The sequence below is a fragment of the Mucilaginibacter sp. SJ genome, assembly GCF_028993635.1.
In the GTDB taxonomy this organism is placed as follows: domain Bacteria; phylum Bacteroidota; class Bacteroidia; order Sphingobacteriales; family Sphingobacteriaceae; genus Mucilaginibacter.
In genome coordinates, this window is the sequence record NZ_CP118631.1 from 3,165,217 (window position 1) to 3,179,328 (window position 14,112).

A 14,112-nucleotide genomic window follows, 5' to 3' on the forward strand; every position below is an offset into this window, starting at 1 on the left:
ATTAAAAAGCAGCTGTCATTTTCGACGAACAGAAGATGGCCGGGTGCGCAGAGTAAGGAGAAATCTTATACGCCCTGTTTATCACAAGCGCAGAAGAATTCTCCCTCTGGTCGGAAAAATTTATTTAAAAAAGGATTGGTTACGACACCGTAATCTCGCCTCTCAAATCCGTTTCCAGCCATTCTTTTACCTGCAAGGGATCATCGCTTTGGCCCAGCAGGTACATCATTTTGGTAACAGCCGATTCAAAGGTCATGTCATAGCCGTTGGCTACGCCGATATCTTTGAGGTGTTTGCTGGTTTCGTAACGGCCGAGTTCAACCGTACCTACCTTACATTGCGAAATATCAAGGATTACCTTACCGCTGTCGATAGCGCTTTTCAGCAAATCGATAAACCAACTGTCGGTTGTGGTATTACCGGCCCCGAAGGTTTCCATTACTATACCCCGCACGTCGGCGCTTAAAATGTTCTCAACCACTTTAGGGCTTATGCCCGGGTATAACTTCAATACGCCCACATCATTCACCAGGTTATTGTGTACAATTAACGAGCTTTCGTCTTCAGGCAGCCTGATATCGTTCGCACTAAAGCGTAAATGAACGCCCGATTCGGCCAATATAGGATAGTTTGGCGAGCGGAAAGCCTCAAACTTTGATGAATTATATTTAAAAGCCCTGTTACCGCGGAACAGTTTATAGTCAAAATAGATACAAACCTCGGGCACGCGGGCGCGGTCATTCTTTTTAGCTTTAGCTATTTCAATAGCTGTCATCAGGTTTTCCTTTGCATCAGTACGGATGGCGCTTATCGGCAGTTGCGAGCCTGTGAAAATAATGGGCTTGCCTAAGTTTTCTAACATAAAACTTAATGCAGATGCGGTATATGCCATCGTATCGGAGCCGTGCAAAATCACAAAACCATCATTATCATGATAGTTTGACTGGATCAAACCGGCCAGCTCGCTCCAGATTTCAGGGTTCATGTTTGATGAATCAATGATCTCATCAAACGAGTGTACTTTGATACGGCAGTTAAGCTTTTCAAGCTCGGGCACGTTATCCATTATTTGCTCAAAGTTGATAGGCTTGAGTACCTTTGTAACCGGATCACTCATCATACCTATTGTCCCTCCGGTATAGATGATCAAAATTTGGCTCATTAATTAAGTTTATGCTGTATATAAATATTAAACAATTTTAAATTCCGAATACAAGCCTGGAATTTTCGGTAGTGACCTCTGCCACTTTTTCAATGCTTGTTTGGTGAAGCTCTGCTACCTTTTGGGCTATATATACCAGGTACGAGCTTTCGTTAGGTTTACCCCTGAACGGAACAGGCGTAAGGTACGGAGAATCTGTTTCTAAAACGATATATTTAAGGTCAATTTCCGGTACTACTTTATCAAGCCCCGAGTTTTTGTAGGTAACTACCCCACCTATGCCCAGGTAAAAATTAAGGTCGATCACTTTTTGGGCTTGTTCAACGGTACCTCCAAAACAATGAAAAATACCGCGCAACTTTTCATCTGCTTCCCCCTTCAGCACTTCGTACACCTCATCAAAAGCATCGCGACAGTGTATCACAATGGCCAGATCAAGGCTTTTGGCCCAGTTGATCTGTTTTACAAACGCATCTACCTGCTCCTTTAAATGCGTTTTATCCCAATAAAGGTCAATACCTATCTCACCTATGGCATAGATCCTGTTTTGCTGATGGGCATTCATGATGGCCGAAAGTTCTTCTTCCCAATTCTCTTTTACATCACAGGGGTGTAAGCCCAGCATCGGATAGCAATATTGAGGATACTCATTCGCCAAACCATAAACCAGCGGAACAGAAGCCGCATCAACATTGGGTAAAAACAAACGGGTAATGTTATTATCGATACAACGCTGCATTAACGCCGCGCGTTTTTCAGGAATGGTTTCGTAGTATTGATGGGTGTGCGTGTCGGTTAAAACCATGCTGCAAAAATAAACCTTGAATACTTAATAACGAATTTATGGCGGTAAAGTATAAATCACTTTAACTAAAAATTACGCCTTATAAACAAAAAACCTCCCGCTTTTGGCGAGAGGTTTCTTCTATCAGTTCTTTTTAGCGGCCGGTTTCTTTGTGCCGGCTTTTTTTAGTGAAGCTTTACCAGCAGCCGGTTTCGGGGTAACCGCGGCATGTTTGCCCGGTTTTATTTTTACCAGTTCGATATCGAACACCAATGTGCTGTATCCGGGGATTTCCGATCCGTAAGGACGTTCGCCGTAGGCAAGGTTTGAAGGAATGATAAATGTTGCTTTTGAACCTTCATTTAATAAAAGCAAACCTTCGTCCCAACCCGATATTACCCTGTGCTCGCCCAAAACAACGCTTATAGGCTCATAAGGGCGGCCCGGCTGTTGTATGCCTGCCGCTTTGGCGTTAGCTTCAATGCTGGTATCAAACAGTTTTCCGTTAAGCAACTTTCCGGTATAATTTACCAGCACGGTATCGCCGTTAAGCGGCTTTCTTTTGATTGTTGGGCTGGTTATCACGTATTTTAAGCCTGAAGCTGTAGTAACAGGTTTAAGACCATGTGCCGTAATATAGCTTTCTCTGTCGGCTGTTTCAGCTTGTTTTAGTTTTTCAAGGCCCGCATTCCTTTCGGCAATGGCATCATTTAACGATTGCACCTTTTCTATCTTTAAAATAAAAGTAAGAAAGCTGCCTTTAGGTAAAAATGGCGGACGGGCTTCTTCATGACCAACAAATACCGAATCAGTTGGAATTTTAACCAGGACGCTATCTTTTGCTGCAAGCAGCGGGAATATTTCCATCAGGTCGCCTACATTTTGCGAGGCCTGCACCTGCGCTTGTACAGGATGCCCTGCCTTATAACTACTGAACAGTACTGAATCTTTATCTGTTTTTTGGATAAAGTTAAAAGTAAGCACATCGTTGACCTTAGCTTTGTTGCCCGGGTTAGCAGTATAGATCTGATAAAGCGCACCTTTAGCGGTTTTCTGCAAACCAGCCGTTTGCGCACCTGCATTTAAAGCAAGCGCAGAAAGCGCCGGCAATAAAAAAGAAAAAATATGTTTTTTCATAAGTTATAAATAAAAAAGCCTTTCCTGCTTTGAGCAGGAAAGGCCTTGTAAAATATAATAATTATTTCGTTGTCGGGGTTGGCATTTGCATTTGCGGTGCAACTGGTTTTGGTGCATTTGGATTTGGGTGGATGATATTTACCAGCTCAACTTCAAATACAAGCGGCGTATAAGGCTGCATTTGCTGGCTTCCCTGATCGCCATAACCTAATGATGATGGAATAACCAACATCGCTTTAGTCCCTTTATTAAACAATTGAAAAGCTTCGTCCCAACCTTTGATCACTTTACCTTCACCTACCGGAATACGGATTGGCTGATAAGGGTTCATCGGGTTGATCTGCATCTTTTCTTTTACAGCTACTGCTTTAACACTTGTTTCCAAAACTTTGCCAGTAACAAGCCTTAAAGTATAATTAATTACTGCTGTATCACCTACTGCTACGTTAGCACCACTGCCGGGTGTAGTAACTGCGTAATTTAAGCCTGATGCAGTTTTTACAAATTTCAGGTCTTTATGTGCATCCAGGTAACCCTGGATCTTGGCAGGCTCTTTACCTTTAAGGGCGTCGGTTTGACCTTTCATATATTGGGTAACGCGATCGCGGAAAACTTGCTCAGTAAGTGCGCCTTTAGCAACTACCTTTTCAATTTTAATAGTATAAACCAGGTATTTACCTTTAAAGCCCGGCGGGCGTTGCTGACCGCCTTTAAATACCGAATCGGCAGCTATTTTAAATGTGGCGCTATCACCTTCGCCCAACAATGCTAAGCCAGAAACAATATCACCCTTCGTCTGGGGTTTAGGCATCAGCGTTGGTATAGGCTGTCCGTTATCATAAGAGTTATTGATAATTGAATCCTTATCGGTTTTGAGGATCATGTTCAGTGTCAAAAAGTCACCTTCTTTGATTTTAGGATTGCCTTTTGAAGTGTGGATATTATAAAGCAAGCCGCCTTCGCCCTGCTTAAACCCACCGTTGCAACTTGCAAATCCAATAGCCGCAAGTGACAGAAACATCAGTTTTCTTTTCATCATTACTTTTTTACTGTATTAATAGTTTTTTATATTCAGGTAAAATTTGTTTAAATTGTTGTATAACCTGTTCAAGGCTATCCTCAGAATGGCCGCCGGCCGCATTGCGGTGACCGCCGCCATTAAAGTATTTTTTGCAAATCTCGTTGGCCGGGAACTCACCTTTTGAGCGTAACGAAAGTTTTACCCTGTCGCTACGTTCAACTATAAAAGCTGCCAAACGGATGCTTGCCATTGATAAAGCGTAATTCACCACACCTTCCGTATCACCGGTTTCAACGTCAAACCGTTCCAGGTCATGTTTGCTAACGGCAATGATAGCTGTATTAAATTCGGGCAATACCTCCAGGCAATTAGCCAGGCAATGTCCTAAAAAGCGCAACCTGTTTTCAGATGCGCTATTATACACCAGCTCATGAATGCGCCAGTTAACCGCACCGGCATCAATTAAGTCGGCTACTATGCGGTGAACTCCGGATGTAGTGTTGGGAAGCCTGAATGAAGCCGAATCGGTCATGATGCCTGTGTAAAGGCAGGTTGCCACATCCTTATTTACAAGTTCTTTGTGGTGAAGCTCGTTTACTATAAAATCATATACCAGCTGCGCAGTAGCACAGGCATTGATATCCCAGTGCCTGTAATCGTCAAAATCGGCAGGCTCCAGGTGATGATCGATCATGATCTTGTAGGCATTACTCTCGCCAACCAGCTCACCCATGTCATTGATACGGCTCAGCGCATTAAAGTCGAGGCAAAATATAAGTTTCGCTTCGGCTATCAGAGTAGCAGCTTCTTCGCGGTGCTCGGTATAAATAATAACATTCTCATTACCCGGCAGCCAGCTTAAAAAGTCAGGATAATCTGTAGGGGCAATAACCCTGGCGTGATGGCCCTGCTGTATCAAATAATTATATAAGCCCAATGACGACCCCATAGCATCACCATCAGGTTTATGATGGGTAGTGATCACTATTTTTTGAGGTTTCGTTAAAAGGTCAGTAAGCGAAGCTAAATCTAACATCAATTCTTAAAAAAGAGTTGCAAAGCTAAATAAATAAATGAAATACAAACCATCTAATTTAATTCAAAAAGCTTTATCTTACAGTTACAAAAGCCTATTTTTGCCGCAAATTTTAAATGTTATCATAAGCATCAGTAAGCTTATATTTTAAAACCAACGTAACAAAGGCATTTAATCTATTAATAACCCAAAAAAGAAACAATTATTTCAATGAAAAACAACAGAACATTTACCATGATAAAGCCTGATGCCGTTGCAGACGGGCATATCGGTGCTATTTTAGACATTATTACCAAAAACGGCTTTAAAATCGTGGCGCTTAAATACACTAAATTATCTGCCGAAAAAGCGGGTCAGTTTTATGAAGTGCACAAAGAGCGTCCTTTTTATAACGGACTGGTTGAATTTATGTCATCGGGCCCTATCGTAGCGGCTATTCTTGAAAAAGACAACGCTATAGCCGAATTCCGTAAACTGATCGGCGCTACTAACCCGGCCGATGCCGCTGAAGGTACCATCCGTAACCTGTATGCAAGATCAATTGGTGAAAATGCCGTGCATGGCTCAGACTCTGACGAGAATGCCGACATTGAAGGAAACTTCTTTTTCTCGGCTTTTGAAAGGTTTTAAGTAACCTATTTCGGGTGTAATTATATAAACCAAAAGTTACACCCGAAATTTTTACGTTTTTTTTGTAATTATGGTTACGTTTTTTGTAACTTTACAATATCCACCTAAACAATATTACATATTTTAATCAACCAATAATATCACAAAACATGAAACCATTATTCAAATACATATTTTACGTACTTATATTGGTAATGTTGGTTATTGGATCACTAATGCTTTACAGAACACACCCCGAAGCCCAGCTTGCGCTTACCATTCCCGGCCTGTTCATTCTTGCTTATTCAAAGCTTACAGATGATATCAAATTAAAGCATAACAGCTTACGCATGCTTAGAGGAAGATAATTTCCTCAACAAGCACACTTTTAGCTTCGTTATTTATCTTTTCAATTATCTGGCTGCGCATCAGCATCAATTCATTTTTTATTACTGATGATTCTATCCGCAGGAATAATTTCTTATCGCGCACAAATAACTCTTTGGTGCGATTGGCTACTGACTTGCCTACCAGGTCGGGCCAGGCAGTAATAACACCGGTTTCGTCAAAACGCCGCTTAATCTTATACACATTAAGCATTTGCTCAATAGCTTCCTTAAGTGTTTTGTCGTTGGTTTTACGCATCAATCGCTCCTCCCTTTACTTTAAATAGTTTAACAGGTACCCCTATTTTATTAAAAACGCTTTCAACCCGCTCAACCCCGGTATCGGTTATAAAAACCTGGCCAAAATCGTTGTTTGATACCATCTGCATTAATTTGGTAACCCGTCCGTCGTCAAGCTTATCAAAAACATCATCAAGCAAAAGCAAGGGTTTAAATCCTTTTTGTTGGTATAAAAATGTATATTGAGCAAGCTTAAGTGCGATTAAAAATGACTTTTGCTGCCCCTGCGACCCAAACTTTTTCATGGCCATACCATGGATATTGAATTGCAGATCATCTTTGTGAATGCCCGCCGTGGTACGCTCCAACACTCTATCCCGGTCAAAACTCTTTTTTAATAAACTATCTAAACCATCGGCAAGCAGTTGCGATTCATACACGAGGTCGACATGCTCGGCATTATCGCTCAAAAAACTGTAATGCTTATTAAATATAGTAACAAAACCCTCCATAAAGGCCCGGCGCCTTTCAAAAATGCGGTTGCCCGAAGCACTCAATTGCTCATCAATCACTTCAAACAAGCCTGCATCATATCGCCCAGTATCCGCTACCTGCTTTAAAAGCGCGTTACGGTTGGTAAGGATTTTATTATAGGCGATCAACTCATCTAAATAATGGTTATCTGTTTGCGATATTACATTATCAATAAACTTGCGGCGTTCTTCGCTCCCTTCGATTATGATACTGGTATCATTTGGTGATATCATTACCAGCGGTAACAGTCCGATATGATCGGCCAGGCGCTGATAATCTTTTTTATTGCGCTTAAACTGTTTCTTTTGATTACGCTTTACAGAACAGGCAACAGCTTCGGGCTGATTGTTTTTATTAAAGATACCGGTAATGATAAAAAAATCGGCACCCTGCTTAATCTGCTGGCTGTCTATCGGGTTAAAATAGCTTTTGCATAAGGACAGGTAATGAATAGCATCAAGCAAATTGGTTTTGCCGGCGCCATTATTACCTGTAAAAGCATTAACCCCCTCGCTGAAAACCAGTTCGGCCTCATCGTAATTTTTAAAGTTAATAACTGACAGCTGTTGCAGGTGCATGGGATGGCAAATTTAGCTATTTCCGTTCATTTGTTCACTGGTTCATTTGTTCATTAGTAGGTTAGCGGCTACTTTATCAAACCCTTTGTCGCATTTTTGACTTTAAGAAGGCTTGATATCCAACATAAAAGCACCAATGAACGAATGAACCAGTGAACCAATGAACCTCTTTAAAGATTTAATACAAAAGGTATTGCCAGTAAATTTGAAAACCGTATTTTTGCAAACTTAATTTTAGAACAACAATGTCAAAAACCCAGGCGAACACCAAAGTTGCAGCACCAGAAAACAATTTTGGTCAGAGTGGCAAATTTGTACGCGAGAACCAGAAAAGCTTACTATTTATCGTAGGGGCCATTATTGCCCTTATTGCTATCTACTTCATTTACATTAAATTATACTTAGGTCCACGTGAAGTTACTGCCGCTAACCAAATGTACAAAGCGCAGGATTTTTGGCAGCAAAAAAACTGGGACAAAGCCATTAAAGGCGATGCCGGTTTCCCTGGTTTTGAAAAGATCATCAGCGATTACAGCAATACAAAAGCTGCTAACCTTGCTTATTTTTATCTGGGCACTGCTTATTTAAATAAAGGTGACTACCGCAAAGCCATTGATAACCTAACCAACTACCGCGGCGACGACAACATGGTAGCAGCTGAAGCTTTTGGCAGCACAGGCGACGCTTATGTTGAATTAAAAGATTACGAAAAAGCAGAAACTTATTTCAGCAAAGCCGCTGATAAAGCAAAGAATAAATTTTTATCGCCGCTTTATCTTAAAAAGTTAGGTTTAACTTATGAAGCTCAAAAAAACAATAAAGAAGCTGCTGAAGCTTATAAAAGAATAAAAACCGAATATCCTGAAAGCGCTGAAGCTCAAAATATAGACGAATATATAGCCCGCGCCGAAGCGAAACAATAATTTTAATATCGGATTTGAGAATTTCGATTTCGGATTTATCTGGTTTTAAATACCTTTAAATTCGGAATCGATTTTTTTTATAGGCAGATTTTGATCGTCAATCACAAGGCTTAACAAATCCGAAATCGAACCTTCGAAATAAAAAATATCCGAAATCGAAATTCCCAAATCCGAAATCAAATGGCTACCCATCTTAAAAACCTTTCCGATTTTTCGAATACCGAAATACCATCAGCAGCACCATACCGCTTCGGTATAGTTGTGGCCGAATGGAATGCCGAAATTACCAATGCACTTTACCAGGGTGCATACCAAAGCCTGGTAAGCAATGGCGCACTGGCCGAAAACATTTTCTCATACCAGGTGCCGGGAAGTTTTGAGCTTACATCGGGAGCAGAGCTGTTATTAAAAAAAGGCAGCCTTGATGCGGTAATTTGCCTGGGCTGTGTAATCCAGGGCGAAACAAGGCATTTTGATTTTATTTGCAACGCAGTAGCAAACGGAGTAAGTAATGTTGCCATAAAATACTCAAAACCTGTTATATTTGGGGTATTAACTACTGATAATCAGCAACAGGCTATTGACAGGGCCGGCGGTAAACATGGTAATAAAGGCGATGAAGCGGCTATCACCGCCATTAAAATGGCAGCCCTTGCTGAAACATTAAACAGTTAAAATCCGTTAAAGCAATTAATTTTAGCTCAACATGAAAAAATTAGTTTACATAGCACTTTTAGCCACGGCAGTTGCAACAGCATCATCCTGTTCAAATAAATTATGCCCGGCATACGGTTCATATCCTAAAACAGGCCGTTAACAGTTAATTGTCATTTTTAAACCTGTTTAAACACACTACACAGTTTTTGTGTTATAATTACGTTATAGCATTTTAACTATTAATAATATGAACTGGATTTCGTTGGAGACGGCCGATCAGCTAATGGCGATCAAACAACAAGAAGGCTATAGCCTTATATTTAAACATAGCACGCGCTGCTCCATCAGCATGATGGCCAAAAGGCGTTTTGAGCTTGACTGGGATAATCTCCCTGAAAATATGCCCCTTTACTTTTTAGACCTGATCAAATACCGCGACCTGTCAAACCAGGTTGCACAATTATTCCAGGTACACCACGAATCGCCCCAACTGTTACTCATTAAAAATGGCGAATGCATCCTTGACCAGTCTCACAGCGGCATCTCTGTTGATGAAACTTTAGAGGTGCTGAATTAGATTTGATGACGATGGTCCATAGACCATGGTCGATGGTTTCATCCTGGCGTATAGATATTCATCTTTTTTATCAAGAATATATCATATCTTCTATAGACTATGGACCATCGTCCATGGACTAACAACTATAATAAGTTTTTAACTACATTTGTACCATGATTGAATTGCCGGTAGTTCCTGCTGTTAGCCAGCCTGTACGTAAGCCTGATTGGCTTAGGGTTAAGCTTCCTACAGGAAAAGAATATGCTCACGTACGCAGCCTTGTTGATACACATAAACTGCATACTATATGCGAAAGCGGTAACTGCCCTAATATGGGCGAGTGCTGGGGCGCCGGCACAGCCACTTTCATGATCCTTGGTAATATTTGCACCCGTTCGTGTTCGTTTTGTGCAGTTGCAACCGGCAGGCCTTTAGCTGTTGATGTTGATGAGCCCAACCGCGTAGCAACTTCTGTAAAACTAATGCAGGTAAAACATTGCGTTATTACCTCTGTCGATCGTGATGACTTGAAAGACGGTGGTTCCATCATTTGGGCCGAAACTATCAACGCCATTCGCCGTCAAAGCCCCGACACTACTTTAGAAACCCTGCTGCCCGATTTTAAAGGTAACTGGGATAACCTTGCCCGCGTTTTAGAAACCAGGCCCGAAGTAGTTTCGCATAACCTGGAAACTGTAAGGCGCCTTACCAAAGAGGTGCGGATCCAGGCAAAATATGACCGGAGTCTTGAAGCCCTGAAACACATTTCGGAAGCGGGTTTGCGTACAAAATCGGGCATTATGCTTGGCCTGGGCGAAACCGAGGAGGATGTTTTGGAAGCAATGGATGATTTGCTGGCGGCAGGGGTTCATATACTTACCCTGGGGCAATATTTACAGCCTACACGTAACCATCATCCGGTAATTGACTGGATCCATCCCGATCAATTTGCACGTTATAAGGAGTTTGGCCTTCAAAAAGGGTTCAGGTATGTTGAAAGCGGGCCGCTGGTACGCTCATCTTATCATGCAGAAAAACACTTGTTTGAAATGTAATAATTCCTTTATATCTTCATCGGGTTGAGTAAAAAACGAAAAATATCGATGTCGGAAGAAGAACTGGTGTTATCATTGCGACACCGGGAAAAAATCGCCGTCGAAGCTTTATATGATATGTATTCGGCCTCGTTATTCGGGGTAATATCACGCATTATAAATGACACCAATATAGCCGAAGATGTTTTACAGGAAACTTTTGTGAAAATCTGGCATTCCTTTTCAAGCTACAGTACTGAAAAAGGCCGTTTATTTACCTGGATGGTTAATATCGCGCGCAACCTTGCGATAGATAAGATCAGATCGAAAGATTTTAAGAATCAGAATAAAAACCAGGATATTGAAAATAACGTAACTTTCATTGACGAGCAAAGAAACACGGTTTACAAACCTGAGTTAATGGGTATTAAAAATTTAGTGCAAACACTGAAACCCGAGCAAAAGCAAATCATCGAGCTGGTGTATTTTAAAGGCTATACCCATGTGGAAGCTGCCGAACAATTGGGCATTCCGTTAGGTACCATTAAAACCCGGTTAAGAATGGCTATCCAGGAACTCAGAAAACATTTTAATTGAAGTGGAAGATTTAAAAGCATATATTGAAACAGGGATACTGGAGCTTTACGTATTGGGGGATGTTACCCATGCCGAAAAGCTACAGGTTGAAGAACTGGCTTCAAAGCACCCCGCTATTAGGGCTGAGCTTGACCAAATTGAACGCTCAATGGAACTGTATGCCGGAGAAAACGCGATTGAACCATCTGAACATTTACGCAGCCGCATATTAGGAAGCTTACTTACCAATTTTGGCGACGATAATGACTTTCCTACACAAACCCATACAGAACGGGAAAAAGTTGTGGTTACACAGCCCGATAAAGAAATCAATTTTTATAAATATGCGTTTGCGGCATGCCTTGTTTTATTGTTAGCAAGCGCGGTGGTTTTGTATAATCTTTACAACCGCCTTAATGATATCAATAGCCGGCTAAATGCCATGCAGTTGCAAAACCAGCATTTTAGCACTACGGTTAGCGCAAAGGACAATGAACTGAACCTTTTAAGGGATACCTCATTTAAATTGATCCGCCTGAAAGGAACTAAAAAATCGCCTGAGTCGGTGATGACCGTAGCCTTTAGCCCATCCAAACAAAAAGTGGTGATTGACATGGAAGGCCTTAAACTACCTGCAAATGATCAAACTCACCAATACCAGCTTTGGGCACTGGTGGACGGCAAACCTGTTGATCTGGGTGTATTTGACGCTACAGCAGATTCAAGCGGATTCAAAAATATGAAAGCAATAGCCTCGGCCGATGCCTTCGCGGTAACGCTTGAACCAAGAGGCGGTAGTGCAAGTCCAACACTATCACAAATGGTGGTAATGGGCAAATATTAAAGCCAAAAAGGCCTCCCAGGGCTCAATAATGATTAAAAGCTTACATTTTTTCGGATTTATTCCGAAATGATGTAAGCTTTTCGATTTTTATACGTTAATTACTTGTATTTTGTGTAAACCTAAACTACACTGGGTTAATAATTTAACATTTTTTTAACGAAAACCAAAACCAATTATTAGTTTTTTTGTAACTAATAGGAACGTGTAAACGTCTTATGATTAGTTGGGACATAAACGAGAAACAGTGAACCTGATAACCCTAACTCCCGGATTTGAGTATTTAGTTCTTTATAAGATCAGTTAATAGTTAATTAAAACGGCTGTATGATACTTGCAGCCGTTTTTTTTATGCCCTTAACTTTGCCATAGTAACAGGCAATTGTGCAACAAGCTTACCGGGTAAAACAACATGCATCCGGTTTGGCAATGCGAGTTCATCGCCGGCCTTACCGTGAATATAGGCACCAATGACACAGGCTTGATCTGGCGGATACTTTTGCCCAAGCAAAGCAGCTATTACACCGGTAAGTACATCGCCCATACCTCCGCTTGCCATAGCAGCATTTCCTGATGAGTTAAAATAAGCTTTGCCATTGGGTGTAGCGATGATGGTATAATCATTTTTCAGCAAGATACACAGGTTTAACTCCTTTGCCTTTTTTATAGCGGTTTGCAGCCGCTGCCACCAGTTGGTATGTTCGCCAAAAAGCCTGTCAAACTCTTTCATGTGCGGGGTTAAGATACTCCCCGCGGGTAGCCGGGTTAATAATGCTTTATTTTCTGCAAGCAGGTTCAACGCGTCGGCATCAATAACCAACGGTTGTTTATAGTTTTTGATAATTGCTTTTAATAATGTTAAAGCATCTGCGTCTTTGCCTAAACCAGGCCCCACAGCTATCGAGCTAAATTTATCCCATTCAATATCAGGCAGTTCATCACCGTTCCTGACTATGGCCATAATCTCGGGCTGATAACTGTTTAGTGCGGTTAAACCACTTTCGGGGATGCAGGCAGTTGTCAGGCCCGCCCCGGCATGTACTGCAGCTGATGAGCTTAATAACGCCGCCCCCATGGTTTTTGCCTGCCCTGCAATAATCAGCACATGACCAAATGTGCCTTTATTACTGAAACGATGACGCGGTTTTAATACGTGCCTCACATCTTTTTCTTCAACAAGCTGGTATGTTGAATTTAACGACTGGATAAACTTTTCATTAATGCCAATATTCACGGCTTCCCAGCAATTGATATAAGGTGCCGATTCCGGCAACAGGAAATTGATTTTAGGCTGCTGAAAAGTAATTACAAGGTCGGCTTTTATAGCAACGGTATCCCTGGCTACTTCCCCTTCCGAAAAAAAACCTGTGGGTACATCAACAGCAACAACTGTTCGGCCCAAATCATTAATGAACTTAACCAGCCGTTCATAATCGCCGGTGAGCGGTTTGTTCAAGCCGCTGCCAAGCAGGGCGTCAATAATTATCGGGCTGCTATTCGCCGGGATCTTTTCATCTTTGGCAAGTTCTTTTATAGATACGCAAGTTTGTTTTAGCCTTTCAAAATTGATGTTAAAATCCTCCGATGCCTTATCAGAAAACCGGGCTATTACAACGTTGAGCTTATTATAATGATGATCACATAAAATACGCGCAATGGCAAGCCCGTCGCCGCCGTTATTCCCTGTACCACAGTAAAAAGTTATCGGCTCGTTTTTATCGGGGAAACGGTTAACGAACCAACCCACAAAAGCTTTTGAGGCGCGTTCCATCAAATCAATAGAAGCAACAGGTTCATTAGCGATAGTATAAGCATCGCCTTCGCGAATTTGTTCGGCAATTAATAAAGGAAGCATATATCCTAAAGTAAGGATTTAATGGTTTTGTTTTAAGAGAAATTATTGGCAGATCAACCGAACTGCAGAACAAATAACAATATCCAAAAATCCGGCAGCGAAATTTATTTTAACAGACGGACAGGCAAGCTGTTTTACAATATTAAAGTGGCCGTTTCACGGGATTTTAGTTATTAGAAT

The 14,112-nt window shown here is 41.4% G+C and carries 16 protein-coding genes; 8 read left to right on the forward strand and 8 right to left on the reverse strand.

Going from position 1 to position 14,112, the window contains the following annotated elements; translation table 11 throughout:
• Positions 1 to 139: 139 nt before the first annotated feature.
• The 5 genes from MusilaSJ_RS12605 to MusilaSJ_RS12625 form a co-directional block, all read right to left on the reverse strand.
• Positions 140 to 1,162 (reverse strand): asparaginase, encoded by a 1,023-nt coding sequence (locus tag MusilaSJ_RS12605; protein ID WP_112651584.1) that lies wholly within the window; start codon positions 1,160 to 1,162, stop codon positions 140 to 142.
• Positions 1,163 to 1,199: 37 nt separating this feature from the next.
• A complete protein-coding gene (locus MusilaSJ_RS12610; RefSeq protein ID WP_274990270.1) occupies positions 1,200 to 1,967 on the reverse strand; it encodes a TatD family hydrolase in 768 nt (255 codons plus the stop codon).
• 123 nt (positions 1,968 to 2,090) lie between these two features.
• Complete coding sequence (locus MusilaSJ_RS12615; protein WP_274990271.1) at positions 2,091 to 3,083, reverse strand: FKBP-type peptidyl-prolyl cis-trans isomerase; 993 nt, start codon at positions 3,081 to 3,083, stop codon at positions 2,091 to 2,093.
• Positions 3,084 to 3,144: 61 nt separating this feature from the next.
• Complete coding sequence (locus tag MusilaSJ_RS12620; protein ID WP_274990272.1) at positions 3,145 to 4,122, reverse strand: FKBP-type peptidyl-prolyl cis-trans isomerase; 978 nt, start codon at positions 4,120 to 4,122, stop codon at positions 3,145 to 3,147.
• Between the two features lie 7 nt (positions 4,123 to 4,129).
• Positions 4,130 to 5,140: a DHH family phosphoesterase gene (locus MusilaSJ_RS12625; RefSeq protein ID WP_274990273.1), complete on the reverse strand. Its 1,011-nt coding sequence runs from the start codon at positions 5,138 to 5,140 to the stop codon at positions 4,130 to 4,132.
• A 210-nt stretch (positions 5,141 to 5,350) separates the two neighbouring features.
• Between MusilaSJ_RS12625 and MusilaSJ_RS12630 the strand changes: the two genes are divergently transcribed.
• Complete coding sequence (locus MusilaSJ_RS12630; protein WP_091172728.1) at positions 5,351 to 5,770, forward strand: nucleoside-diphosphate kinase; 420 nt, start codon at positions 5,351 to 5,353, stop codon at positions 5,768 to 5,770.
• 149 nt (positions 5,771 to 5,919) lie between these two features.
• Positions 5,920 to 6,117: a hypothetical protein gene (locus MusilaSJ_RS12635; RefSeq protein WP_091172734.1), complete on the forward strand. Its 198-nt coding sequence runs from the start codon at positions 5,920 to 5,922 to the stop codon at positions 6,115 to 6,117.
• Here MusilaSJ_RS12635 and MusilaSJ_RS12640 read toward each other — a convergent pair.
• Both MusilaSJ_RS12640 and recF read right to left on the reverse strand, forming a co-directional pair.
• The gene (locus tag MusilaSJ_RS12640) at positions 6,104 to 6,394 is read right to left on the reverse strand and encodes a DciA family protein (protein WP_090530976.1); all 291 of its coding nucleotides are present in this window, start codon (positions 6,392 to 6,394) and stop codon (positions 6,104 to 6,106) included. The two genes, MusilaSJ_RS12635 and MusilaSJ_RS12640, sit on opposite strands and share 14 nt — an antisense overlap.
• Positions 6,387 to 7,487 carry a DNA replication/repair protein RecF gene (recF, locus tag MusilaSJ_RS12645; RefSeq protein WP_274990274.1) on the reverse strand — a complete coding sequence of 367 codons (1,101 nt, stop codon included), beginning with the start codon at positions 7,485 to 7,487 and terminating at the stop codon, positions 6,387 to 6,389. The genes MusilaSJ_RS12640 and recF overlap by 8 nt, the downstream gene beginning before the upstream one ends.
• A 245-nt stretch (positions 7,488 to 7,732) precedes the next feature.
• Here recF and MusilaSJ_RS12650 point away from each other — a divergent pair, with 245 nt between their 5' ends.
• The 6 genes from MusilaSJ_RS12650 (at position 7,733) to MusilaSJ_RS12675 (ending at position 12,080) form a co-directional block, all read left to right on the forward strand.
• Positions 7,733 to 8,410, forward strand: coding sequence for a tetratricopeptide repeat protein (locus tag MusilaSJ_RS12650; protein ID WP_112651600.1), 678 nt, complete (start codon positions 7,733 to 7,735; stop codon positions 8,408 to 8,410).
• Between the two features lie 180 nt (positions 8,411 to 8,590).
• Positions 8,591 to 9,085: a 6,7-dimethyl-8-ribityllumazine synthase gene (ribH, locus tag MusilaSJ_RS12655; protein WP_274990275.1), complete on the forward strand. Its 495-nt coding sequence runs from the start codon at positions 8,591 to 8,593 to the stop codon at positions 9,083 to 9,085.
• Between the two features lie 229 nt (positions 9,086 to 9,314).
• Positions 9,315 to 9,644, forward strand: a complete 330-nt coding sequence (gene ytxJ / locus MusilaSJ_RS12660) for a bacillithiol system redox-active protein YtxJ (protein WP_274990276.1) — start codon at positions 9,315 to 9,317, stop codon at positions 9,642 to 9,644.
• A gap of 155 nt (positions 9,645 to 9,799) precedes the next feature.
• A complete protein-coding gene (lipA, locus tag MusilaSJ_RS12665) occupies positions 9,800 to 10,681 on the forward strand; it encodes a lipoyl synthase (RefSeq protein ID WP_274990277.1) in 882 nt (293 codons plus the stop codon).
• 48 nt (positions 10,682 to 10,729) lie between these two features.
• Positions 10,730 to 11,257, forward strand: a complete 528-nt coding sequence (locus MusilaSJ_RS12670; protein ID WP_342457028.1) for an RNA polymerase sigma factor — start codon at positions 10,730 to 10,732, stop codon at positions 11,255 to 11,257.
• Position 11,258: 1 nt separating this feature from the next.
• Positions 11,259 to 12,080, forward strand: a complete 822-nt coding sequence (locus tag MusilaSJ_RS12675; RefSeq protein ID WP_274990279.1) for an anti-sigma factor — start codon at positions 11,259 to 11,261, stop codon at positions 12,078 to 12,080.
• Between the two features lie 346 nt (positions 12,081 to 12,426).
• Here the strand turns inward: MusilaSJ_RS12675 and MusilaSJ_RS12680 are convergent, their stop codons facing one another.
• Positions 12,427 to 13,932, reverse strand: a complete 1,506-nt coding sequence (locus tag MusilaSJ_RS12680; RefSeq protein ID WP_274990280.1) for an NAD(P)H-hydrate dehydratase — start codon at positions 13,930 to 13,932, stop codon at positions 12,427 to 12,429.
• Positions 13,933 to 14,112: the final 180 nt, after the last annotated feature.

What these genes read in the sequence shown, in the direction of transcription:
- recF (WP_274990274.1), bottom strand. Translation starts at nt 7,487, where the DNA reads ATGCACCTGCAACAGCTGTCAGTTATTAACTTTAAAAATTACGATGAG.
- MusilaSJ_RS12680 (WP_274990280.1), bottom strand. Translation starts at nt 13,932, where the DNA reads ATGCTTCCTTTATTAATTGCCGAACAAATTCGCGAAGGCGATGCTTAT.
- MusilaSJ_RS12620 (WP_274990272.1), bottom strand. Translation starts at nt 4,122, where the DNA reads ATGATGAAAAGAAAACTGATGTTTCTGTCACTTGCGGCTATTGGATTT.
- MusilaSJ_RS12670 (WP_342457028.1), top strand. Translation starts at nt 10,730, where the DNA reads ATGTCGGAAGAAGAACTGGTGTTATCATTGCGACACCGGGAAAAAATC.
- MusilaSJ_RS12630 (WP_091172728.1), top strand. Translation starts at nt 5,351, where the DNA reads ATGAAAAACAACAGAACATTTACCATGATAAAGCCTGATGCCGTTGCA.
- MusilaSJ_RS12605 (WP_112651584.1), bottom strand. Translation starts at nt 1,162, where the DNA reads ATGAGCCAAATTTTGATCATCTATACCGGAGGGACAATAGGTATGATG.
- ytxJ (WP_274990276.1), top strand. Translation starts at nt 9,315, where the DNA reads ATGAACTGGATTTCGTTGGAGACGGCCGATCAGCTAATGGCGATCAAA.
- MusilaSJ_RS12615 (WP_274990271.1), bottom strand. Translation starts at nt 3,083, where the DNA reads ATGAAAAAACATATTTTTTCTTTTTTATTGCCGGCGCTTTCTGCGCTT.
- MusilaSJ_RS12625 (WP_274990273.1), bottom strand. Translation starts at nt 5,140, where the DNA reads ATGTTAGATTTAGCTTCGCTTACTGACCTTTTAACGAAACCTCAAAAA.
- lipA (WP_274990277.1), top strand. Translation starts at nt 9,800, where the DNA reads ATGATTGAATTGCCGGTAGTTCCTGCTGTTAGCCAGCCTGTACGTAAG.
- MusilaSJ_RS12610 (WP_274990270.1), bottom strand. Translation starts at nt 1,967, where the DNA reads ATGGTTTTAACCGACACGCACACCCATCAATACTACGAAACCATTCCT.
- MusilaSJ_RS12650 (WP_112651600.1), top strand. Translation starts at nt 7,733, where the DNA reads ATGTCAAAAACCCAGGCGAACACCAAAGTTGCAGCACCAGAAAACAAT.
- ribH (WP_274990275.1), top strand. Translation starts at nt 8,591, where the DNA reads ATGGCTACCCATCTTAAAAACCTTTCCGATTTTTCGAATACCGAAATA.
- MusilaSJ_RS12635 (WP_091172734.1), top strand. Translation starts at nt 5,920, where the DNA reads ATGAAACCATTATTCAAATACATATTTTACGTACTTATATTGGTAATG.
- MusilaSJ_RS12640 (WP_090530976.1), bottom strand. Translation starts at nt 6,394, where the DNA reads ATGCGTAAAACCAACGACAAAACACTTAAGGAAGCTATTGAGCAAATG.